This is a genomic window from Pseudomonas sp. MF7453 (assembly GCF_016405455.1).
Classification (GTDB): Bacteria; Pseudomonadota; Gammaproteobacteria; order Pseudomonadales; family Pseudomonadaceae; genus Aquipseudomonas; species Aquipseudomonas paralactis.
In genome coordinates this window covers 112,169-135,458 of sequence record NZ_JAEKCN010000005.1, presented here as the reverse complement: position 1 = coordinate 135,458, position 23,290 = coordinate 112,169, and the positions used below count along the sequence as shown (strand labels likewise).

Annotated in this window: 22 protein-coding genes; 7 read left to right on the top strand and 15 right to left on the bottom strand. The window is 56.7% G+C overall.

The window, feature by feature from the left end:
- Positions 1-11: 11 nt before the first annotated feature.
- The 9 genes from JFT63_RS10035 to mnmG form a co-directional block, all read right to left on the bottom strand.
- Positions 12-548, bottom strand: a complete 537-nt coding sequence (locus JFT63_RS10035) for a F0F1 ATP synthase subunit delta (protein WP_003195833.1) — start codon at positions 546-548, stop codon at positions 12-14.
- A gap of 12 nt (positions 549-560) precedes the next feature.
- On the bottom strand, positions 561-1,031 hold the full coding sequence (locus JFT63_RS10030; protein ID WP_003195835.1) for a F0F1 ATP synthase subunit B: 471 nt from the start codon (positions 1,029-1,031) through the stop codon (positions 561-563).
- Between the two features lie 56 nt (positions 1,032-1,087).
- Positions 1,088-1,345 carry a F0F1 ATP synthase subunit C gene (gene atpE / locus JFT63_RS10025; protein WP_002555987.1) on the bottom strand — a complete coding sequence of 86 codons (258 nt, stop codon included), beginning with the start codon at positions 1,343-1,345 and terminating at the stop codon, positions 1,088-1,090.
- A gap of 133 nt (positions 1,346-1,478) precedes the next feature.
- Positions 1,479-2,348: a F0F1 ATP synthase subunit A gene (atpB, locus tag JFT63_RS10020; protein WP_003195886.1), complete on the bottom strand. Its 870-nt coding sequence runs from the start codon at positions 2,346-2,348 to the stop codon at positions 1,479-1,481.
- Positions 2,349-2,364: 16 nt separating this feature from the next.
- Entirely contained in the window at positions 2,365-2,772 is a 408-nt protein-coding gene (locus JFT63_RS10015; RefSeq protein ID WP_010565865.1) for a F0F1 ATP synthase subunit I, read from the bottom strand.
- 148 nt (positions 2,773-2,920) lie between these two features.
- On the bottom strand, positions 2,921-3,793 hold the full coding sequence (locus JFT63_RS10010) for a ParB/RepB/Spo0J family partition protein (protein ID WP_057701858.1): 873 nt from the start codon (positions 3,791-3,793) through the stop codon (positions 2,921-2,923).
- Between the two features lie 9 nt (positions 3,794-3,802).
- A complete protein-coding gene (locus tag JFT63_RS10005) occupies positions 3,803-4,600 on the bottom strand; it encodes a ParA family protein (RefSeq protein WP_005792605.1) in 798 nt (265 codons plus the stop codon).
- Positions 4,601-4,618: 18 nt separating this feature from the next.
- Positions 4,619-5,263, bottom strand: a complete 645-nt coding sequence (gene rsmG / locus JFT63_RS10000) for a 16S rRNA (guanine(527)-N(7))-methyltransferase RsmG (protein WP_057701857.1) — start codon at positions 5,261-5,263, stop codon at positions 4,619-4,621.
- Positions 5,260-7,152: a tRNA uridine-5-carboxymethylaminomethyl(34) synthesis enzyme MnmG gene (mnmG, locus tag JFT63_RS09995; RefSeq protein ID WP_014720591.1), complete on the bottom strand. Its 1,893-nt coding sequence runs from the start codon at positions 7,150-7,152 to the stop codon at positions 5,260-5,262. The genes rsmG and mnmG overlap by 4 nt, the downstream gene beginning before the upstream one ends.
- Positions 7,153-7,693: 541 nt before the next feature.
- On the opposite strand from mnmG, the gene JFT63_RS09990 reads away from it, so the two are divergent.
- From JFT63_RS09990 to JFT63_RS09980, 3 genes are all read left to right on the top strand, one after another.
- Positions 7,694-8,203: a sigma-70 family RNA polymerase sigma factor gene (locus tag JFT63_RS09990; protein ID WP_057701855.1), complete on the top strand. Its 510-nt coding sequence runs from the start codon at positions 7,694-7,696 to the stop codon at positions 8,201-8,203.
- The gene (locus JFT63_RS09985; protein WP_198843873.1) at positions 8,200-9,144 is read left to right on the top strand and encodes a FecR domain-containing protein; all 945 of its coding nucleotides are present in this window, start codon (positions 8,200-8,202) and stop codon (positions 9,142-9,144) included. Before JFT63_RS09990 ends, JFT63_RS09985 begins: the two co-directional genes overlap by 4 nt.
- A 91-nt stretch (positions 9,145-9,235) precedes the next feature.
- Positions 9,236-11,671 (top strand): TonB-dependent siderophore receptor, encoded by a 2,436-nt coding sequence (locus JFT63_RS09980; protein ID WP_198843872.1) that lies wholly within the window; start codon positions 9,236-9,238, stop codon positions 11,669-11,671.
- A gap of 18 nt (positions 11,672-11,689) precedes the next feature.
- On the opposite strand, the gene mnmE is transcribed toward JFT63_RS09980, so the two are convergent.
- The 5 genes from mnmE to rpmH form a co-directional block, all read right to left on the bottom strand.
- Positions 11,690-13,060 (bottom strand): tRNA uridine-5-carboxymethylaminomethyl(34) synthesis GTPase MnmE, encoded by a 1,371-nt coding sequence (gene mnmE, locus JFT63_RS09975; RefSeq protein WP_198843871.1) that lies wholly within the window; start codon positions 13,058-13,060, stop codon positions 11,690-11,692.
- 79 nt (positions 13,061-13,139) lie between these two features.
- Positions 13,140-14,822, bottom strand: a complete 1,683-nt coding sequence (gene yidC / locus JFT63_RS09970; protein ID WP_005792609.1) for a membrane protein insertase YidC — start codon at positions 14,820-14,822, stop codon at positions 13,140-13,142.
- A 2-nt stretch (positions 14,823-14,824) separates the two neighbouring features.
- Positions 14,825-15,070 (bottom strand): membrane protein insertion efficiency factor YidD, encoded by a 246-nt coding sequence (gene yidD / locus JFT63_RS09965; protein WP_019816912.1) that lies wholly within the window; start codon positions 15,068-15,070, stop codon positions 14,825-14,827.
- Positions 15,063-15,470 (bottom strand): ribonuclease P protein component, encoded by a 408-nt coding sequence (rnpA, locus tag JFT63_RS09960; protein WP_020302575.1) that lies wholly within the window; start codon positions 15,468-15,470, stop codon positions 15,063-15,065. Before rnpA ends, yidD begins: the two co-directional genes overlap by 8 nt.
- 13 nt (positions 15,471-15,483) lie before the next feature.
- Positions 15,484-15,618 carry a 50S ribosomal protein L34 gene (rpmH, locus tag JFT63_RS09955; RefSeq protein WP_003213577.1) on the bottom strand — a complete coding sequence of 45 codons (135 nt, stop codon included), beginning with the start codon at positions 15,616-15,618 and terminating at the stop codon, positions 15,484-15,486.
- A 575-nt stretch (positions 15,619-16,193) separates the two neighbouring features.
- Here rpmH and dnaA point away from each other — a divergent pair.
- From dnaA to gyrB, 4 genes are read left to right on the top strand one after another with little or no spacing between them, the layout of a single operon-like run.
- Complete coding sequence (gene dnaA / locus JFT63_RS09950) at positions 16,194-17,711, top strand: chromosomal replication initiator protein DnaA (protein ID WP_198843870.1); 1,518 nt, start codon at positions 16,194-16,196, stop codon at positions 17,709-17,711.
- A 38-nt stretch (positions 17,712-17,749) separates the two neighbouring features.
- Positions 17,750-18,853 carry a DNA polymerase III subunit beta gene (dnaN, locus tag JFT63_RS09945; RefSeq protein WP_057701849.1) on the top strand — a complete coding sequence of 368 codons (1,104 nt, stop codon included), beginning with the start codon at positions 17,750-17,752 and terminating at the stop codon, positions 18,851-18,853.
- A gap of 20 nt (positions 18,854-18,873) precedes the next feature.
- Complete coding sequence (recF, locus tag JFT63_RS09940) at positions 18,874-19,977, top strand: DNA replication/repair protein RecF (RefSeq protein WP_057701848.1); 1,104 nt, start codon at positions 18,874-18,876, stop codon at positions 19,975-19,977.
- A gap of 4 nt (positions 19,978-19,981) precedes the next feature.
- Positions 19,982-22,399, top strand: a complete 2,418-nt coding sequence (gyrB, locus tag JFT63_RS09935) for a DNA topoisomerase (ATP-hydrolyzing) subunit B (protein WP_057701847.1) — start codon at positions 19,982-19,984, stop codon at positions 22,397-22,399.
- A 104-nt stretch (positions 22,400-22,503) separates the two neighbouring features.
- On the opposite strand, the gene JFT63_RS09930 is transcribed toward gyrB, so the two are convergent.
- On the bottom strand, positions 22,504-23,226 hold the full coding sequence (locus JFT63_RS09930) for a response regulator transcription factor (RefSeq protein WP_057701846.1): 723 nt from the start codon (positions 23,224-23,226) through the stop codon (positions 22,504-22,506).
- Positions 23,227-23,290: the final 64 nt, after the last annotated feature.

The window sequence follows — 23,290 nt, the reverse complement described above, 5'->3', positions numbered from 1 at the left end:
CCCCTTCAAACTCAAGATTTCAATGCTTCGGCAAGTTTCGCGATTTTGCCGCGAATCGAGCCATCGATAACCAGGTCGCCGGCACGGATAACAACACCACCAATAAGGGATGCGTCCTCCGAAGCTTGCAGGCGCACTTCCCGATTGAGTCGTGCACTGAGAACCTTGGCGAGTTTGTCTTGCTGTTCTTGGTTCAATGCGAAAGCACTGGTCACTTCAACGTCTACCGATTTCTCTGCTTCGGCCTTGTACAGGTCGAACAGAGCGGCGATCTCCGGCAATAGCGGGAGACGGTCGTTTTCGGCAATGACGTGGATGAAGTTCTGCACCTTCACATCAAACTTGTCGCCGCACACTTCAATAAAAGTGGCGGCCTTGTCTGCGCTCGTCAGGCGCGGGGCCTTGAGCACGCGCTGCATGGTGTCGTCTTGCGACACTGCTGCAGCCAGGCCGAGCATGGCTGACCAAGAGGCCAGCTGCTGGTGGGCCTGGGCGTGCTCGAAGGCTGCCTTAGCGTAAGGTCGGGCCAACGTGGTCAGTTCTGCCATGATCGCCCTCGCTTAAATTTCAGCAGCCAGTTTGTTAACCAGCTCCGCGTGCGCGTTTTGATCGATTGTGGCACCGAGGATCTTCTCAGCACCGCCAACGGCCAGAGCACCCAGTTGGGCACGCAGCGCGTCTTTGACACCGTTCAGTTCCTGTTCGATCTCGGCATGAGCCGAAGCCTTAACACGGTCAGCTTCGACGCGGGCTTTTTCAACAGCCTCTTCGACGATCTGGTTACCGCGTTTCTTGGCTTGCTCAATGATCTCGGCTGCCTGTGCTTTAGCTTCGCGCAGTTGCTGACCCACTTTCTCGTGGGCCAACTCCAGGTCGCGAGCTGCACGGCTGGCAGCGTCCAAACCATCCGCGATCTTCTTCTGACGTTCGTGCAAAGCCGCGATGACCGGAGGCCACACGAACTTCATGCAAAACACTACAAAAATGAAGAACGCAACGGATTGGCCAATCAGGGTTGCATTAATGTTCACGCCAACACCTCGCTCATTCGTTGTCCATCACCCCAATCACTCGAAAATTCGAGTGATTAGCCAGCGAGTTGACCAACGAAGGGGTTCGCGAAGGTGAAGAACAGTGCGATACCAACGCCGATCATGGTCACGGCGTCGAGCAGGCCGGCGACGATGAACATTTTAACTTGCAGCATTGGGACCATTTCTGGCTGACGCGCTGCGCCTTCCAGGAATTTGCCGCCCAGCAGGCCGAAACCAATGGCAGTACCCAGGGCGCCCAGGCCGATCAACAGTGCAACAGCGATAGCGGTTAGACCAACTACAGTTTCCATCTTTCCTCCCGACTTTTACGTCGTATGGTTTAGGTTTTTTAGATTTTAAAGCGGTAAAACAAATCGTTTCATAGCCCTGTTGGGCCACCTTCCCGTTTGACCGGGAAGGACATCAGACTAGTCGAGACTGGTCTTAATGGTTCTCTTCGTGCGCCATCGACAGGTAGACGATGGTCAGCATCATGAAGATGAAGGCCTGCAGGGTAATGATCAGGATGTGGAACACAGCCCACGCCCACTGCAGTACTACGCCCAGGCCGCTAAGCCAGAGCAGACCGCTGCCGAACATCACAGCGATCAGAATAAACACCAGCTCGCCGGCATACATGTTGCCGAACAGTCGCAGAGCCAGGGAAATCGGCTTGGCGATCAGGGTGACGAATTCCAGCAGGAAGTTCACCGGGATCAGCAGGGCTTGAACGAAGATGTTCTTGCTGCCGAACGGGTGCAGGGTCAGCTCGCCGATGAAACCGCCGATGCCCTTGACCTTGATGCTGTAGAAAATGATCAGCGCGAACACCGACAGGGCCATGCCCAGGGTAGCGTTCGGGTCAGTGGTCGATACGGCACGGAATGGGATGTGCGGGTCGCCGGAGATCGCCATGGCCAACTGAGGAATCCAGTCGACCGGGATCAGGTCGACGGCGTTCATCAGGAATACCCAGACGAAGATGGTCAGTGCCAGCGGTGCAATCACCGGGCTACGGCCATGGAAGCTGTCTTTCACGCTGCCATCGACGAATTCGACCAATACTTCAACGAAGTTCTGCAAAGCACCTGGCTGACCGGAAGTCGCCTTTTTTGCCGCCATGCGGAAAATCAGGACGAAGATCAGACCCAATGCGACCGACCAACCCAGAGTATCCAGGTGGAAAGCCCAGAAACCCATTTCTTTGGCTTCTGCTGCGGTGTGGGCAAAGCCCCAGCCGCCATTAGGAAGCTGACCGAAGGTCAGGTTCTGCAAGTGGTGCTGGATATAGCCCGAAGCGGTTGTTTCTGCCATGGTTGCCTCAAACGCCCTAAGGTTTCGAAAGTCTTGTTTTCATTAGCAGGGGAGCGAACCAGCTGACCAGTTGGGTCAACACGAAGACGCCGAATACAGCCAGCGGCGCCAATGGCTTCACACCTGCAAAGGTCAGTGCAAACAGCACTGCCGTCAAAATCAGTTTCCCTGCTTCGCCGGCATAAAAAGACCGCACGATAGCCTGGGCTGCTCGGGCGCCGGAAAACCGAAAGGCCCTGTGAGCAAAATACATATTGGGCAGCAAGGCTATCAGGCCTCCGCAAAGTCCTGAATATCCGGCTACGACTCCATGCCAGTACCAAAGCGCCAAAGCGGCGATCAGCAAAATGACAAATTGAGCCAATAAAACCGGAAAAACAGCCAAGCGATGGAACGGCAACGTGTTTGGCGTGCGGGTTTCCATCACTCTTGCTCCTCAATGGTCGGCTGCCGGAAATCAATAACTTGGCATAATTTGTGCCGACAAAATGCGCGCAGAGTATAGGGGCGGTTCAGCCCCTATTCAACTGTCGGGTAGTGATTTCCGATCACGCGCTACATAAGCAAATGTTTCAGCGGATGTGGGCAAGGACGCCCTGAAGCTCATCGAGTGAGTTATATCCGATGACCAACTGCCCTTTGCCCTTCTTGCCGTGGCGAATTTGCACCGCAGAGCCTAGCCGCTCGGCCAGGCGCTGCTCAAGGCGCGCGATATCCGGATCAGGTTTGGCGGTTTCGACCGGTGCAGGTTTACCGCTGAGCCACTGGCGAACGAGGGCCTCGGTCTGACGAACGGTGAGCCCTCGTGCGACAACGTGTCGCGCCCCTTCAACCTGTTGATTTTCCGGCAAACCCAGCAAAGCTCGGGCGTGGCCCATTTCCAGATCGCCATGGGACAACATGGTCTTGATGACTTCCGGCAAGGCGATCAGACGCAGCAAGTTGGAAACCGTGACACGGGATTTCCCCACCGCCTCGGCCACTTGTTGCTGGGTCAGCTGAAATTCCTGCTGCAAACGCTGCAATGCGATCGCTTCTTCGATCGGGTTGAGGTCTTCGCGCTGAATGTTTTCGATCAAGGCCATGGCGATGGCGGTCTCATCCGGCACATCGCGCACCATTGCCGGGATGGTTTCCTTGCCGGCCTGTTGGCTCGCGCGCCAGCGGCGTTCACCGGCGATGATCTCAAAGCGGCCACTGCCAATTGGGCGTACCACAATCGGTTGCATCACGCCCTGGGCCTTGATCGAGTTGGCCAGTTCTTCCAGCGCCTGGGGATCCATGTCCCGACGCGGCTGGTATTTGCCGCGCTGGATCAGATCCAGCGGCAAGTGCTGCAGCTCGCGCTCGTCGGCCTGCACCGCTTGTTCTTCAAGCGAAGTGACGGTCGGACCACTCAGGAGTGCATCCAGTCCACGTCCGAGACCTCGTTTCTTGACGGCCATGGGGATTCCTTAAGTTGGCTGGGCTGCAGCGGTGCGTGAATTGCGGCGTTGACGACGAACCATCTCGCCAGCCAATGCCAGGTAGGCAATGGCACCGCGCGAGGATTTGTCGTACGCCAGCGCGGGCATGCCATAGCTTGGCGCTTCGGCCAGGCGGATGTTGCGTGGAATCACGGTGTCGTACAGCTGATCGCCAAAGTGTTCCTTGAGCTGCGCCGAGACATCGTTCATCAGGCTCAGGCGCGGGTCATACATGGTCCGCAGCAGGCCTTCGACTTTCAGGTTCGGGTTGAGCAGCTCGGCGATACGCTTGATGTTATCCACAAGGTCGCTCAAGCCCTCAAGGGCAAAGTACTCGCACTGCATGGGGATAATCACCCCATCGGCGGCAACCAGCGCGTTGAGCGTGAGCATCGACAGCGACGGCGGGCAGTCGATCAAAATGTAGTCGTAGTTCTCGCGGATAGGCGCCAAGGCGCTGCGCAGACGGCTTTCTTTCATCTGCATTTCCAGCAGCACCACTTCCGCCGCGGTCAGATCGCGGTTGGCCGGCAGCAGTTGGTAACCGCCGTGCTCGGAATAGTGCATGGCCTGGGCCAGGTCGCATTCGCCGATCAGCAAATCGTAGACCGAGTTTTCCAGGCCGTGTTTATCCACACCGCTACCCATGGTGGCGTTGCCCTGTGGATCGAGATCGATCAACAACACCCGACGCTTGGTGGCGACCAGGGATGCTGCGAGGTTGATACAGGTGGTGGTTTTACCCACACCGCCTTTCTGGTTCGCAATCGCGAATACCTTAGCCATTCTTGCTTGTGTTCCCAATCATGCCGTGCGGCGCAGTATCAGCAGATGGCGTTGGCCTTGGCAACCGGGGACGGCCAAGGCGTGTTCGCTATCGAGGTGGAAGTCTGCCGGCAATGCTAACAGCTCGTCGCTTGGATGGACGCCCTTCATTGCCAGCCAGCGCGTGTCCCGATCGCCAAGGTGGCGGGTCCAGTTGCTGAAGTTCTCCATGCTGCTGAACGCCCGGGAAACAATTCCGTTGAAGGGCTGTTCAGGCGTAAAGGCTTCGACGCGGCTGTGGATAACGTGCAGATTGTCCAGCTTGAGTTCGAGTTTGACCTGGGTCAGGAAGCGGGTTTTCTTGCCGTTGCTGTCCAGGCAGGTCACTTGCGACTCGGGAAACAGAATCGCCAGCGGAATACCGGGCATCCCGCCGCCGCTGCCGACATCCAGCCAGCGACCGTTTTCGATGAACGGCATCACACTGAGACTATCGAGCAAATGGCGCGAGACCATTTCGTCCGGATCACGCACTGCGGTCAGGTTGTAAGCCTTGTTCCATTTGATCAACAGGGCCAGGTAGCCCAGCAGTAGCTCATGCTGGGCTTCGGTCAGCGCTACGCCCAACTGGCGCGCCCCTGTGGATAACTCTTCGGCGTGTTGCGAGGTGACCAACGAACTCAAGCGCTTTGCTCCAACTGACGGCCCGCGCCGCGTTTTTTCAAATGAATCATCAACAGCGAAATGGCTGCCGGGGTGACCCCAGGGATACGGGAAGCCTGCCCGAGTGTTTCCGGCCGAGTTATCCCCAGCTTGCTTTGAATTTCTTTCGACAATCCGGAAATCCCGGTGTAGTCGATATCCACAGGCAGCTTGGTGTCTTCACTGGCGCGCAGGCGAGCAATTTCGTCCTGCTGGCGATCAATGTAACCGGCGTACTTGGTCTTGATCTCCACCTGTTCGGCAACTTGTGGGTCTTCAGCGCCCTGGCCTGTCACTTCGACCAGACCAGCGTAGTCGATTTCCGGACGGGAAAGCAGGTTGAGCAAGTTGTACTCATGGGTCAACGGCGTGCCGAATTTTTCTGCAATGGCATCGCCCTGCTCGGTGCCTGGACGAACCCAGGTACTTTTCAAGCGTTGCTCTTCAAGCGCGATGCTTTCGCGTTTTTTGCAGAAGGCAGCCCAGCGCGCGTCATCGACCAGGCCCAGTTCGCGACCTTTTTCGGTAAGGCGCAGATCGGCGTTGTCTTCGCGCAGGATCAGACGGTATTCCGCGCGGGAAGTGAACATGCGGTACGGTTCCTGGGTGCCCAGGGTGATCAGGTCGTCGACCAATACGCCGATGTACGCTTCATCACGACGCGGGCACCAGCTGTCTTTGCCTTGTGCACGCAATGCCGCGTTGGTTCCGGCCAGCAAACCCTGGGCTCCGGCTTCTTCGTAACCGGTAGTCCCGTTGATTTGGCCAGCGAAGAACAAGCCACCAATCACCTTGGTTTCCAGGCTGTACTTCAGGTCGCGCGGGTCGAAGTAGTCGTATTCGATCGCGTAGCCCGGACGCACGATGTGCGCATTTTCCATACCGCGAATCGATTGCACGATCTGGATTTGCACGTCGAACGGCAGCGAGGTGGAAATCCCGTTGGGGTACAACTCGTGGGTGGTCAAGCCTTCGGGTTCGATAAAGACCTGGTGGCTTTCCTTGTCGGCAAAGCGGTGGATCTTGTCTTCGATCGACGGGCAATACCGCGGGCCAATGCCTTCGATCACCCCGGAATACATCGGCGAACGATCAAGGTTCGCGGCAATGATTTCGTGGGTACGGGCGTTGGTGTGGGTAATCCAGCAACTGACCTGTTTCGGGTGCTGTTCTTTGGAACCCATGAACGACATGACCGGGATCGGCGTGTCGCCGGCTTGCTCGGTCATCATCGAGAAATCCACAGAACGCCCATCAATGCGTGGCGGGGTCCCGGTTTTCAAGCGGCCGACGCGCAGCGGTAGTTCACGCAGACGTTTTGCCAGGGCAATCGACGGCGGGTCACCGGCACGGCCACCGGAATAATTTTGCATACCGATGTGGATAAGTCCGCCCAGGAACGTGCCCGTGGTCAGTACGACCGAATCTGCATGAAAACGCAGACCCATTTGCGTAACAACACCGCGTACCTGGTCCTGCTCGACGATCAAGTCATCGGCGGCCTGCTGAAATATCCACAGGTTCGGCTGGTTTTCCAGGGTTTCGCGTACCGCTGCCTTGTACAGGATGCGGTCGGCCTGAGCCCGGGTAGCACGTACGGCCGGGCCTTTGCGGCTGTTGAGCACGCGAAATTGAATACCACCCTTGTCGGTGGCCATCGCCATTACCCCGCCAAGGGCATCGATTTCCTTGACCAGGTGGCTTTTGCCAATCCCGCCAATAGCGGGGTTGCAACTCATGGCACCGAGGGTTTCCACGTTGTGCGTAAGCAACAGGGTTTTTACGCCCATGCGCGCTGACGCCAGTGCTGCCTCGGTACCGGCATGACCGCCGCCGATGACGATCACTTCAAAACGGGAAGGGAAATCCACCACGCACCTCGTGCCTGCTTATGTAGGTAATCAGGAATTGTCTGTTGAAAGAGTTTTGGAGCTATGGCGGCAAGTATAGGGACTTCGCCCTTCCTAAAGAACCCTTTGCACAAAATTTAACCAGCTGTGGGTAAATCACAGACAATAGAAATTAAAAGAGAGAAATTTATTAAATCTTTGTTTTTATGTTTATTTCTACTGAGTACCATTTCTGTGGATAGATCTCTACAGCCCACTATATTCAATATGTACAGCGATTCAAAAGTCTGTGGTCATCTGGCAATGAGGCCCTTGGATAAGTGCTTTAAGCCTGTGGATTAAAGCGATGGTTATCCACAGAAGGGTTTTTACTCAGGTTTCAGGCCCTGTTATCAACTGGGCACAGGGGCGGTTACTCACAGGGTTTAATCCACAGAAACGCCGGATTTCGAGCACGGCAAAGCCCTGGATTCATTCCAGTGCGGACAAAAAGAGATCTGTTGTGAGAAAACCTCGGGGCAGTTAATAATAGCGATTATCATTAACCAGCCTTGTCACGCCTATGCCTGCCTCTTCACACACTGCCGCTGTTCAGCACATCTATGAACAACATCATTCGTGGCTGCGTGGGTGGCTCAAAGGAAAACTGCATAACGCCAGTGATGCAGCCGATGTGGCCCACGATACGTTCGTGCGGATACTCGGTGGACGACACGCGGCCCAGATCCTTGAACCCCGAGACTATTTAGCGACAATCGCCAGGGGCTTGGTGATTGACCGCTATCGCCGGTTTGCTATTGAACAGGCCTATAAACAAACCCTGGCAGAGCGGCCTGAGCCGACGAGTTTGAGTGAAGAAGACAAGGCGATCATCATCGAAACCCTGATGGCTGTGGATAAAGCATTGTCTGGTCTGGGCGAACGGGCACGGCGGATCTTCATGCTGTCACAGTTGGAAGGGCTGACTTATCAACAGATCGCCGATCAACTGCAGGTGTCGTTGACCACGGTAAAGAAACACATGATCCGTACGCTTACCGAATGCTCGCTGATCATGGCCAGCCAGTCATGACTGGTCCCGACCGCAAGACATTCGAGGCTGCTGCCACTTGGTATGTGCAGTTCCAGTCGCAATCCCCGACGCCCGCTGAACAGCACGCCTGGCAGCAATGGCTCAATGGCGACCCGTCCCACCAGGCGGCCTGGAACCAGATGGAGCAGTTGCAACGCAGCCTCGGCGCCCTGCCCCAGGACGTCACACGCCGTGCGTTATCCACCACCCAACAGCGGCGCCAGGTACTCAAGTGGATGCTCGTACTCGGTGGCAGTGGGTACCTGGGCTGGAGCGTCCAGAACCACACATCTCTTGGCAACGTATGGGCTGATTACCGAACCCATGTGGGTCAAAGGCGACAGATCGAACTGGCGGATGGCACGCAGATCGATCTCAACACCAATACTGCTATCGATGTGGCATTCGACGAGCGCCAGCGTCTTATCCGCCTACGCGACGGAGAAGTACTTATCCACACCGGCAAGCGGGGAGAACATTTACCGTTTTATGTAGACACTCGCCAGGGCCGAGTTCAGGCGTTGGGCACGCGGTTTACCGTGCGCCAACTTCCGGACTCCACGCGTGTGGGCGTCCTGGAGGGCCGGGTTGACCTGGCGCCGGGCGACCAGCCTGAGCACCACCGAATCCTGACCGCAGGCGAGAGCGCAGATTTCGATCGGCGTAATGTGCTTACAACCCAGCGGTATGGCGACGTCCAGGCGGCCTGGCGCAATGGGCAACTGATCGTACTTGATGCTCGGCTGGGGGATGTTCTTGATGAGCTGGCGCGCTATCGCTCGGGAACGCTGCATTGTGATCAAGCCTGCGCCGGCCTGCGTGTTTCCGGTACCTTCCGCCTGGATGCCACCGATGCAGTGCTCGCGAACCTGAAAGCGACCTTACCGATCCAGGTGAAATACTTCACCCGCTATTGGGTGTCGGTCACTCGAACCGGTTGACCAAAAAAATAATCCACAGAAGGGTTATCTTTTTTTCACCTGGCACGGCCCTACAGGTAATCACGACGCTACCTTCAGGGCTTACCCACCTATGCGCCTCCCCACCCGGCTACGCAAACGACTTTCCTGGCATGGCATGACCTACGGTCTGCTGCTCATCACCGCAACCACTGGCGCATGGTTATCCACCGCAGCCATGGCCGCCGGCGCAACGCAACACTATGCGATTGCCGCCGGCCCACTGGACAACGCCTTAAGCCAGTTTGCCGCCAAGGCCAACGTGATTTTGTCCTTCTCTCCCGAGCAAACTGCGCGGTTGAATACGCCAGGGCTGGAAGGCGATTATTCGGTCGAACAAGGTTTTGCGCTGCTGCTGCTGCATTCCAACATGCAAGCGGTCGCACAGGCCCCCGGCAGCTATGTGCTGCAAGTGGCGCCAGTTGGCCAACTAACCTTGGCACCTACCACGGTGAGCGCTTATCAACAGGGCGGCTTCAATCAGGAAATCGCCGGAGATGTGGGTTACAAGGCGCAAAGCAGTCGGATCGGCACCAAGACCAGCACCCCCCTGTCAGAGACACCGCGTTCGGTGTCCGTCGTCACTGGCCAGCGCATCAAAGACCAGAAATCCCAGACCCTGACAGAAGTGTTGGGCTACGTCCCCGGGATCTTCGCCCCACCGTTCGCGGCAGGTGATGGCTTGGCAGGTGATCTGTTCTTCATTCGCGGTTTCAACGCCACGGACTACGGCTACGGCCTACTGCGAGATGGCCTGCGTGTTCAAGGTAATCGATACGACACCACCAGCGAACCCTACGGCCTGGAACGGGTTGAGATTTTTCGCGGCCCCTCTTCCCTCCTTTACGGCGAAAACGCGCCTGGTGGCTTGGTCAATCTGGTGAGTAAGCACCCGACTGCAGCCCCGCAAGGTGAGGTGCAGTTGGGTTATGGCTCCAATAATCGACGTCAATTGGCTGTGGATATCTCGGGCCCGCTTAATGACAGCGACACAATTCTTGGCCGGGTGGTGATGCTCGGCCGCAAATCCGACACGCAGACCGATCATGTCCCGGACGATCGTCTGTATATCGCGCCCTCCCTGACCCTGAACTTTGACGACTACAACACGCTGACACTGCTGGCCAACTACCAGAAAGATCACACCAACCTCGAACTGGGCCTCCCCGCCGCAGGCACTCTGCTTACCAATCCCAACGGCAAGCTGTCCAAACACACCATGCTTGGCAATCCGGACTGGAACACCTTTGAACGCGAAAGCTGGAGTACCGGTTACGAGTTCAGCCACAGCTTCAATGACGATTGGCAGTTCCGTCAGAACTCGCGCTATATGCAGTCACGCATCAACCGGCACGAAACCTGGCCGGGCACACTCAATAACGCAGGCTTTGGCACCCGGCTGAACATGAACGCCTATGATCGCTACAACAAGTCGATGGTCTATTCCCTGGATAACCAGCTCGAAGGCAAGTTCCAGGTGGGTGGCCTGGAAAACACAGTGTTATTGGGCGCCAGCTATGACCGAACCTCGTTCAATCAAGACTGGGATGCGGGTTTCGCCGGCACCATCGATGTGTATAACCCGGTGTACCTGCGCGACCCGCTCACTCCACTGGCAGTGCAGAACACCTTGCTTGAGCAGCAGATGAAAGGGGTTTATGCACAGGTCCAGAGCAAATACGACCACTGGCTCTTTCTGCTCGGTGGCCGCCAGGACTGGGTCGACAGCGACTACCGTGACAAGGTCAAGCCAGCGAGCAATATCAATTCGGAGGATCGCAAGTTCACCTACCAGGGCGGTGTGATGTACCAGTTCGACAACGGCCTGACGCCGTATGTCAGCTATTCCACGGCGTTCGTTCCGGTTCAGCAGATCTCCAACTCCGGCTCGCCGTTAAAACCGATCACCAGCAGCCAGTACGAAGTGGGCGTGAAGTACGAGCCGATCGGCTGGGATACGGCGATGACGTTGTCGGTGTATGACCTGCGCAAGCAGGACGATACCTACCTGGATTCCACCACCAATAGCTATCGCCAGGTTGGTGAAAGTCGTGCCAAGGGCGTGGAAGTCGAGGTCAATAGCAACATCAGTTCCAACTTCAACGTGACGGCGGCCTATACCTACACCGACGCCAGGATAACCAAGGATTCGGCCACGTCGCTGGTAGAAGGCCGTCAGATGACGGGCGTGCCGCGTAACCAGGCTTCGGTGTGGGGCAAATATCGCTTTCTCGACGGCCAACTCAAGGGTTTCTCCCTGGGCGGCGGGGTGCGCTATTTCGACAGTACCTTTTCCTACACGCCGCCTACGCTCTACGGGAAGCTGGACGCAGGAAGCGTCACCCTGGTGGATGCGGCACTGGGTTATCAGATCAACCCACACTGGTCGGTGGACCTGAACGCCAAGAACCTGTTCGACAAGGAATATGTATCCGGTTGCAACGATGCGGGGCGTTGCTATTGGGGCGACAGCCGTACCTTGCTCGGTACGGTGTCTTACAACTGGTAGACCCTGTGGGTAACTCGACTATTTGCCAATGCAAAAGCTGGAGAAAATCCGCCCCAGCAAGTCATCCGAACTGAACGCGCCGGTAATTTCACCCAACAGCTGCTGCGCCTGACGCAGATCCTCAGCCAGCAGCTCCCCCGCCCCCGCCAACGTCAGCTGTGCCCGCCCATGTTCCAGGGCTGCGCTGGCGTGACGCAGAGCCTCCAGGTGCCTGCGGCGCGCACTGAAGCTGCTTTCTGACGTCTGTTCGTAACCCATGCAGGCCTTGAGATGCTCACGCAGCAGTTCCAAACCGTCACCCGCCGATTTTGCGCTCAAGCTGATGGTGACATGGCCATCCTCACTGGTTTCCAGCGCGATGGCTTCACCCGTGAGGTCGGCCTTGTTACGAATCAACGTGACTTTGGCCGGGTCCGGCCGTTGTGCAAGAAATTCCGGCCACAGGGCAAAAGGATCCACAGCTTCTGGGGCACTGGCATCGACAACCAACAACACACGATCGGCTTCGCCAATGGCCTTGAGCGCACGCTCCACGCCAATCTTTTCCACTTGGTCGTCTGTGTCGCGTAAACCTGCGGTATCCACCACGTGCAGCGGCATACCGTCGATATGGATATGTTCGCGCAGAATATCCCGGGTAGTGCCGGCGATCTCGGTGACGATGGCAGCCTCGCGGCCTGCCAGGGCGTTGAGCAGGCTGGACTTGCCGGCGTTGGGACGACCGGCAATCACCACCGTCATGCCATCGCGCAGCAAGGCCCCCTGCCCGGCTTCACGCAGCACTGTGGATAACTCATCCCGCACCTTATCGAGCATCGCCAAAACATGGCCATCGGCGAGAAAGTCGATTTCTTCTTCCGGAAAATCAATCGCCGCTTCAACGTAAATACGCAGGCTGATCAATTGCTCGGTCAAGTTATGCACACGCAGGGAGAAAGCCCCCTGCAATGAGCGCAAAGCGTTACGCGCAGCCTGTGCAGAACTGGCCTCAATCAAATCCGCGATCGCTTCGGCTTGGGCCAAATCGAGCTTGTCGTTCAAAAAGGCCCGTTCGCTGAACTCCCCGGGTCGCGCCAGGCGGCAGCCCAATTGCAGGCAGCGCTTCAAGAGCATGTCCAGGACCACAGGTCCGCCGTGCCCCTGTAATTCCAGGACATCTTCACCGGTGAAAGAGTTGGGTCCCGGAAAATAGATCGCCAAGCCCTCGTCCAATACGCTTTGATCGGCATCCAGAAACTGGCCGTAATGGGCATAACGGGGTTTCAGCTCTCGGCCACTGATTGCCCTGGCCGCAACACTCGCCAAGGGCCCGGAGATTCGAACGATACCGACTCCGCCCCGGCCCTGAGCGGTGGCGACAGCAGCGATGGTTTCACGAGGAGCGCTCATCAGCAGGTTCCAGAACAAAAGTGACGGAAAGCAAAACGCCCCACTAGGGGGCGTCTTGAGTGGTTATCCACAGAGTAAATTACGCCTCGGCTTTTTTGGTAGCCGCTTCGATTTTACGCGTGATGTACCACTGTTGAGAGATCGACAACACGTTGTTGACCACCCAGTACAGTACCAAGCCAGCAGGGAACCACAGGAAGAAGAAGGTGAAGATGATTGGCATCATTTTCATCACTTTGGCCTGCATCGGATCCGGCGGCGTTGGGTTCAGGCGCTGCTGGATAAACATGGTCGCGCCCATGATGATCGGCAGGATAAAGAACGGGTCTTTGATCGACAGGTCAGTTATCCACAGCATGAACGGCGCCTGGCGCATTTCAACGCTTTCCAGCAATACCCAATACAGCGACAGGAACACCGGCATCTGCACCAGAATAGGCAAGCATCCACCCAGCGGGTTGATCTTCTCTTTCTTGTACAGCTCCATCATGGCCTGCGACATTTTCTGCCGATCATCGCCGTGTTGTTCTTTCAGTGCCGCCAGTTTCGGGGCAACCGCACGCATCCGTGCCATCGACTTGTAGCTGGCCGCCGACAGTGGGAAGAAGATCCCCTTGATCAGCATGGTCAGGAAGATGATCGACCAGCCCCAGTTACCGACGATGCTGTGGATATGTTGCAGCAGCCAGAAAATCGGCTGGGCAATGAACCACAGGAAGCCGTAATCCACAGTCAGTTCCAGACCTGGGGATAACTCTTTCAATACGGCCTGGCTTTTAGGGCCGGCATACAGGGTAGCGCTGGTTTCAGCCTTGGCGCCTGGAGCGACGGTCAACGCCGGGCCAGTGAAGCCAATGATGTAGTTGCCTTGGCTGTCCTTGCGGGTCTGAACCAGGTTCGCGTCACCCTTGTTCGGAATCCACGCGGTCACGAAGTAGTGCTGCAGCCATGCTACCCAGCCACCTTGAACGGTTTCTTTCAGGGTGCCCTTGTCGATATCTTTCATCGACACTTTTTTATACGGCTCGTTACTTGTCCACAGGGCTGCGCCCAGGTAAGTCGCGGTGCCGGTGGCAGTGCTGGAAGACGGGTCGGAGCTGGCGTCACGCTTGAGCTGGGCAAACAGGTTGCCGCTCCAGGCTTTGTCGCTGGTGTTGTCGATCAGGTAAGTGACCTTCAAATCGTACAAACCACGGGTAAAGCTGAAACGCTTGATGTAGTTGACGCCGTCGAGACTGAATTTCAGATCGACGTTCAACTGGTTCTGGCCGTCTGCCAGTTGATAAGTCTTTTGCTCGGTCGAATAAACCGGACGACCGGTAGCACGTGCATCCGGACCATTGGTGCCGGTCAGGCCGCTTTGCGCCAGATAAGTACGTTCACCGCCGTTATCGAACAGCTGGAATGGAACATCCGGATGGTCCTGACGACGTGGATAAAGCGGCAGCTTCAGCTGTGCGATATCACCACCCTGTGGGTCGATAGCCAGGTCGAGCACATCCGTTTTTACGTGGATGAGGTCTTTATTGGTGACCACTGGCGTTTCTAACGGGGCACTTGTCTCGCCATTCGCGCTGGGAACATCGGCACTCGCGGACGCATTGTTACCCAGCGGGGTGTCCGGAATAGCCGGCGCAGCCTGATTGGTAGCAACATTCTGAGTCGGCAGGGCAGCCTGACCGTAGTCCTGGTTCCATTTAAGGACCATGACATAGGACACGATTGCCAGGGCGACGATCAGGATTGTGCGTTTAATATCCATGATTACTCGGCCATCGAAGAAGAACGGGAGGTAGGGATAGGTGGAACCGGGTCATAACCACCGGGATTCCACGGATGACAGCGACCTAAACGACGAAAGGTCAGCCAGCCACCGCGCAGAAGACCATGATTTTCTATGGCCTCTAACGCGTAGCAGGAACAACTGGGGTAGAAACGACAGTGGCTGGCCATCAGAGGACTAATGGCATAGCGATAAAACTGGATCGGAACGATTGCCAGTTTACGCATCAAGGCTGTCTACCCCTACAGTTTCGGTGCTGACTGCTGGTGCTGGCTTGTGGGTACGAGCCAAACGTTTCCAGAGCTTGCCGAAATGCTGAATCAATTCGGGGTTTTCTACATCACCCAAGCCTTTGCGCGCGACGATAACAATATCCCAACCAACCAGAGTGTCCTGGTGGAGGCGAAACGATTCGCGCATCAGACGCTTGAGGCGATTGCGCTCAACGGAGAGCTTGACGCTCTTCTTGCCAATCACCAGCCCGAGACGGGGGTGATCAAGATCGTTGTTACGCGCAAGGAGCAGGAGATTTTTCCCCGGAACCTTGCCGGTGGGGGAGTCAAAGACTGCCTTGAAATGCCGGGGAGTAAGCAGACGCTTTTCCCGACTGAAGTCCTGACTCACCACCAGTACCGGATTATCAAACTGCCAGACGCGCACGACCTTTGGCGCGGCGACGCGACAGGACAGCACGGCCGTTCTTGGTAGCCATGCGAGCACGGAAGCCGTGAGTACGGGCGCGTTTGATGGTGCTTGGTTGGAAAGTACGTTTCATGGCGTTGTTACCTGGTTCGTCCACAACGGGCCGGAATGGCCCCCGTTTTAAGAGACCGGCGATTCTAGAGAAAGCAAGCCTCTAGGTCAATTTCCAACCAGCTTTTCCTTCAATTAGATCTTTGTAGCCTTTCGGTCCGTTCTGCTTCCATCACCCACGGCATAGATATAAAAATAAAGAAGGAAGTTATTTAAAGCTTTTCTGTAAAGCTTATAAAAGCTAGTCCGGCGATCATCTGTGGATAACTGCCTTTAGCCCTTGTTCTGCGTGATGTACAGAGAATGACAACACGGGGGAGAAGCGGTGCTCTGCCTGTGCTGCGCTATCGGATAAGCTGTGTGTGGAATGGGGTTTTATCCACAGGCTGGTTACCCACAGACTTTTGCCCCCACTTGTACAACGAGCTCAGGGTCGCTTATCCACAGAGCTTATGCACAGACCGTTGGTCGCCTCGTATGCCGTTAACACATTGATTTTGGGTGCCCTGTGAGCAACCTACATGTGGATAAGTGGGCGGCTGGCCGCTACAATGGCGGCTGTTTTTGCCTCACCGGCTTTCAACTTAGGGGATATCCGTGTCAGTGGAACTTTGGCAGCAGTGCGTGGAGCTTTTGCGCGATGAGCTGCCTGCCCAGCAATTCAACACCTGGATCCGTCCGCTACAGGTCGAAGCCGAAGGCGACGAGTTGCGTGTCTACGCACCCAATCGTTTTGTTCTCGACTGGGTCAACGAGAAGTACCTGAGCCGCGTTCTCGAATTGCTCGATGAACATGGCAATGGCCTCGCGCCCGTGCTCTCCTTATTAATAGGCAGCAAACGTAGCTCGGCACCCCGTGCTGCGCCGAATGCGCCTTTGGCTGCCGCGGCATCGCAAGCCCAGGCCGCAGCGGCTCCGGTTGCTGCTTCTCCTGCACCTGCTGCTACGCCGTCCAAATCCTCTGTGCAAAAAAATGCGCCAGAGCATGAAGAGCCGTCCCGCGACAGCTTCGACCCGATGGCAGGCGCCAGCTCCCAGCAGGCTCCCGTTCGTGCCGAGCAGCGTACCGTGCAGGTCGAGGGGGCGCTCAAGCACACCAGTTACCTGAACCGCACCTTTACCTTCGAGAACTTCGTCGAGGGCAAGTCCAACCAGCTGGCTCGTGCAGCCGCCTGGCAAGTCGCGGACAACCCCAAGCACGGTTACAACCCGCTCTTCCTTTATGGTGGCGTTGGCTTGGGTAAGACGCACTTGATGCACGCGGTAGGTAACCACCTATTAAAGAAGAACCCGAACGCCAAGGTTGTATACCTGCATTCGGAACGCTTCGTGGCTGACATGGTCAAGGCCCTGCAGCTCAATGCGATCAACGAGTTCAAACGTTTCTACCGCTCCGTTGATGCTTTGCTGATCGATGACATTCAGTTCTTCGCTCGCAAGGAACGCTCCCAGGAAGAATTTTTCCACACCTTCAACGCCCTGCTCGAAGGTGGCCAGCAGGTCATCTTGACCAGTGACCGTTACCCAAAAGAAATCGAAGGCCTGGAAGAGCGCCTGAAGTCTCGCTTCGGCTGGGGCCTGACCGTTGCGGTAGAACCGCCGGAGCTCGAAACCCGGGTTGCGATCCTGATGAAGAAGGCTGACCAGGCAAAGGTTGATCTGCCTCACGACGCTGCCTTCTTTATTGCCCAACGCATTCGCTCCAACGTGCGTGAGCTGGAGGGCGCGCTCAAGCGGGTCATCGCTCACTCGCACTTCATGGGCCGTGATATCACCATCGAGTTGATTCGCGAATCCCTGAAGGACCTGTTGGCCTTGCAGGACAAGCTGGTAAGTGTGGATAACATCCAGCGCACCGTGGCCGAGTACTACAAGATCAAGATTTCCGACCTGCTGTCCAAGCGCCGATCGCGCTCGGTTGCACGCCCGCGCCAGGTGGCCATGGCTCTCTCCAAGGAGCTGACCAACCACAGCCTGCCGGAAATCGGTGATGTGTTTGGCGGTCGCGACCACACCACGGTCTTGCACGCCTGCCGCAAAATCAACGAACTTAAGGAATCCGACGCGGATATTCGCGAGGACTACAAGAACCTGCTGCGTACACTGACTACGTGATGACACCAGCGCAGCTTATTAAGGCAAGGGACTAGACCATGCATTTCACCATTCAACGCGAAGCCCTGTTGAAACCCCTGCAACTGGTCGCAGGCGTCGTCGAGCGCCGACAGACCTTGCCGGTGCTTTCCAACGTATTACTGGTGGTCGAAGGCCAGCAGTTGTCCTTGACCGGTACCGACCTGGAAGTCGAGCTGGTTGGTCGTGTGCAGCTTGAAGAGCCCGCTGAACCCGGTGAAATCACCGTGCCGGCGCGCAAGCTGATGGACATCTGCAAAAGCCTGCCCAACGATGCGCTGATTGACATCAAGGTTGATGAACAGAAGCTGGTGGTCAAGGCTGGCCGTAGCCGATTCACCCTGTCAACCTTGCCTGCCAACGACTTCCCAACCGTGGAAGAAGGCCCGGGCTCGCTGACCTGCAGCCTGGAGCAAAGCAAGCTGCGTCGCTTGATCGAGCGCACCAGCTTCGCCATGGCCCAGCAGGACGTGCGCTACTACCTCAACGGCATGTTGCTGGAAGTATCCGAAGGCATCATTCGCGCGGTAGCCACCGACGGTCACCGTCTGGCGATGTGCTCGATGCGTGCCGATATCGGCCAGCCGGATCGTCACCAGGTGATCGTTCCGCGCAAAGGTATCCTCGAATTAGCGCGCTTGCTCACCGAGCCGGATGGCAATGTCAGCATCGTGTTGGGCCAGCACCACATTCGCGCGACCACCGGTGAGTTCACCTTCACCTCCAAATTGGTTGACGGCAAGTTCCCCGATTACGAGCGTGTATTGCCCAAAGGTGGCGACAAGCTGGTGGTTGGTGATCGCCAGGCCCTGCGTGAAGCATTTAGCCGTACTGCGATTCTGTCGAACGAAAAGTACCGTGGTATTCGTCTGCAGTTGGCCAACGGCCAACTGAAAATCCAGGCCAACAACCCGGAACAGGAAGAGGCTGAGGAAGAAGTGGGCGTCGACTACAACGGCGGCTCTCTGGAAATCGGCTTTAACGTGAGCTACCTGTTGGACGTGCTGGGCGTCATGACTACCGAACAGGTTCGCCTGATCCTGTCGGACTCCAACAGCAGCGCACTGGTGCAAGAATCCGATAACGACGACTCGGCTTACGTTGTCATGCCGATGCGCCTGTAATCATGCTCAGCAGAAGCTAGATGTCCCTTAGTCGCGTCTCTGTCACCGCGGTGCGCAATCTGCACCCGGTGACCTTCTCCCCCTCCCCCCGCATCAATATCCTCCATGGCGCCAACGGCAGTGGCAAAACCAGCGTGCTGGAAGCTATCCACTTGCTGGGGCTCGCCCGTTCCTTCCGCAGTGCCCGCCTGTTGCCCGTGATCCAGTACGAACAGTTGGCGTGCACAGTGTTTGGCCAAGTCGAATTGGCAGAAGGCGGCCACAGTGCCCTGGGGATATCTCGCGATCGCGGCGGTGAGTTTCAGATTCGTATCGACGGGCAAAATGCGCGCAGTGCCGCGCAATTGGCAGAAATCCTGCCCTTGCAGTTGATCAATCCAGACAGCTTCCGCTTGTTGGAAGGCGCGCCGAAAATACGCCGACAATTTCTTGATTGGGGTGTGTTCCACGTGGAACCACGCTTCATGGCCACTTGGCAGCGCCTGCAGAAGGCCCTGCGGCAGCGGAACTCATGGCTGCGGCATGGTACACTTGACGCCGCTTCGCAAGCAGCCTGGGACCGGGAACTGTGCCTGGCCAGCGACGAAATAGATGAATACCGTCGTGCCTATATCAAAGCCTTGAAACCAGTCTTTGAGCAGACCTTGAGCGAGTTGCTGGATCTTGAAGGGCTGACGCTGAGTTATTACCGAGGTTGGGACAAAGAACGTGAGCTAAGTGCAGTGCTTGCGACGTCCCTGCAGCGGGATCAGCAAATCGGACACACCCAGGCCGGGCCCCAGCGTGCTGATTTGCGCCTTAGATTAGGTGCACACAATGCTGCGGATATCTTGTCCCGCGGTCAGCAGAAGTTGGTGGTGTGTGCGCTGCGTATCGCGCAAGGGCACCTGGTTAGCCAGGCCCGGCGCGGTCAGTGTATTTATCTGGTGGATGACTTGCCGTCGGAGCTCGACGAGCAGCACCGCCGTTCGCTATGCCGCTTGTTGGAAGACTTACGCTGCCAGGTATTCATTACCTGTGTAGACCACGAATTATTGAGGGAAGGCTGGCAGACGGAAACGCCAGTCGCTTTGTTCCACGTGGAACAAGGCCGTATCACCCAGACCCACGACCATCGGGAGTGAAGGCATGAGCGAAGAAAACACGTACGACTCGACCAGCATTAAAGTGCTGAAAGGTTTGGATGCCGTACGCAAACGTCCCGGTATGTACATTGGCGACACCGATGATGGTAGCGGTCTGCACCACATGGTGTTCGAGGTGGTCGATAACTCCATCGACGAAGCTCTGGCCGGTCACTGCGACGACATCAGCATTATCATCCACCCGGATGAATCCATCACCGTGCGTGACAACGGTCGTGGCATCCCGGTAGACGTGCACAAAGAAGAAGGCGTCTCGGCGGCAGAGGTCATCATGACCGTGCTCCACGCCGGCGGTAAGTTCGACGACAACTCCTATAAAGTATCCGGCGGTCTGCACGGTGTAGGTGTGTCGGTAGTGAACGCTCTGTCCGAAGAGCTGATCCTCACTGTTCGCCGTAGTGGCAAGATTTGGGAACAGACTTACGTCCACGGCGTGCCACAGGAACCGATGAAAATCGTCGGTGACAGTGAAACCACCGGTACCCAGATCCACTTCAAGCCATCGGAAGAAACCTTCAAGAACATCCACTTCAGCTGGGACATCCTGGCCAAGCGGATTCGCGAACTGTCCTTCCTTAACTCCGGTGTTGGCATCGTCCTCAAGGATGAGCGCAGCGGCAAGGAAGAGCTGTTCAAGTACGAAGGTGGCCTGCGTGCGTTCGTTGAATACCTGAACACCAACAAGACTGCGGTCAACCAGGTGTTCCACTTCAACATTCAGCGTGAAGACGGCATCGGCGTGGAAATCGCGTTGCAGTGGAACGACAGCTTCAACGAGAACCTGTTGTGCTTCACCAACAACATTCCCCAGCGCGACGGCGGTACTCACCTGGTGGGTTTCCGTTCTGCACTGACGCGTAACCTGAATACCTACATCGAAGCCGAAGGCTTGGCGAAGAAACATAAAGTCGCCACCACCGGTGATGATGCTCGTGAAGGCCTGACCGCAATTATCTCGGTCAAGGTTCCGGATCCGAAGTTCAGCTCCCAGACCAAAGACAAGCTGGTGTCTTCCGAAGTGAAGACCGCGGTTGAACAGGAAATGGGTAAGTACTTCTCCGACTTCCTGTTGGAAAACCCGAACGAGGCCAAACTGGTCGTCGGCAAGATGATCGATGCTGCCCGCGCCCGTGAAGCCGCGCGTAAAGCCCGTGAGATGACCCGTCGTAAAGGCGCGCTGGATATCGCTGGCTTGCCGGGCAAATTGGCTGACTGCCAGGAGAAGGACCCTGCCCTCTCCGAACTGTACCTGGTGGAAGGTGACTCTGCTGGCGGTTCCGCCAAGCAGGGTCGCAACCGTCGCACTCAGGCCATTCTGCCGTTGAAGGGCAAGATCCTCAACGTTGAGAAGGCCCGCTTCGACAAGATGATTTCCTCGCAGGAAGTCGGCACCTTGATCACGGCACTCGGTTGCGGTATCGGCCGTGATGAGTACAACATCGACAAGCTGCGCTACCACAACATCATCATCATGACCGATGCTGACGTCGACGGTTCGCACATCCGTACCCTGCTGCTGACGTTCTTCTTCCGCCAGCTGCCAGAGCTGATTGAACGTGGCTATATCTACATCGCCCAGCCGCCGTTGTACAAAGTGAAAAAGGGCAAGCAAGAGCAATACATCAAAGACGACGACGCCATGGAAGAGTACATGACGCAGTCGGCCCTGGAAGATGCCAGCCTGCACTTGAACGACGAAGCCCCGGGCATCTCCGGCGAGGCGCTGGAGCGTCTGGTCAATGACTTCCGTATGGTCATGAAGACGCTCAAGCGTTTGTCGCGCCTGTACCCTCAGGAGCTGACCGAGCACTTCATCTACCTGCCGGCCGTGAGCCTGGAGCAGTTGGGCGATCACGCCGCCATGCAGGACTGGCTGGCCCAGTACGAAGTGCGTCTGCGTACCGTTGAGAAGTCTGGCCTGGTGTACAAAGCCAGCCTGCGCGAAGACCGTGAACGTAACGTATGGCTGCCGGAGGTCGAACTGATCTCCCACGGCTTGTCGAACTACGTCACCTTCAACCGCGACTTCTTCGGCAGCAACGACTACAAGACAGTCGTTACTCTTGGCGCGCAACTGAGCACCCTGCTGGACGATGGTGCCTACATTCAGCGTGGTGAGCGTAAGAAAGCGGTCAAGGAGTTCAAGGAAGCTCTGGACTGGCTGATGGCTGAAAGCACCAAGCGTCATACCATCCAGCGATACAAAGGTCTGGGCGAGATGAACCCGGACCAGCTGTGGGAAACCACCATGGACCCGGCTCAGCGTCGCATGTTGCGTGTGACCATCGAAGACGCCATTGGCGCAGACCAGATCTTCAACACCCTCATGGGTGATGCGGTCGAGCCTCGCCGTGACTTCATTGAGAGCAATGCCTTGGCGGTGTCTAACCTGGACTTCTGATCAGGTAAAGCAGCTGGAAATAAAAAAGGCCAACGCTTAGCGTTGGCCTTTTTTATGGGTAATGGTTAAGCATTTTAAAATGCTCCACGTGGAACATCATTACTTCAGCTCTGCGCCGGTGTTGCCACACTCTCCAACCGATACCCGTACCCATAGATCGTCAACAGCTGCCAACCGCGATCCGCCGTTAGCCCGAGCTTGTTACGCAGACGGTAGATATGGGTATCCAAAGGTCGTGACGAGACCATTTCTTCATGGCTCCAAAACCGCTCATACAGGTATTCACGCGACAGCGGCCGCGCCAGATTGGCAAACAGGCAACTGGCCAGACGGTATTCGCGCTCTGTCAGGTTAATGGGTTTTCCCGCGCGGGTGACGGTCAGTTCGGCATCGTCGAACGTCAGGTCATTGAAACTCTGTACTTCCTGGGTCGCCGATTTCTGCAAACCGTGGCGGCGCAGCACGGCGCTGACGCGTGCTTTGAGTTCGTTGGGGCGAAAGGGTTTGCTGACGTAATCATCTGCGCCGCTGTTCAATGCGGTGACGATATCGCTCTCGGCATCGCGGCTGGTCAGCATGATCACTGCGGGCGGTGATTCCATGTGCTCGCGGGTCCAGCGCAACAAAGCTATACCCGAGATATCCGGCAGTTGCCAGTCCAGGATCAGCAGGTCAAAGGTTTCCCGCCGCAGTTGGCGCAGCAGGTCTTCACCGCGCTCAAAGAAATGCAGCGACCATGGCTGTTCCGCTGTACCGGGAATCTGTCGCAGTGTCTGTTCCACCCGTCGCAACTCGGCGGGCTCGTCATCCAGTATTGCGACTCGCATGGTGGGGTCCTTCCTGCAAAAAATACGACTGCTTTAATGAGAGACGACTGTACAAAGCCAGACT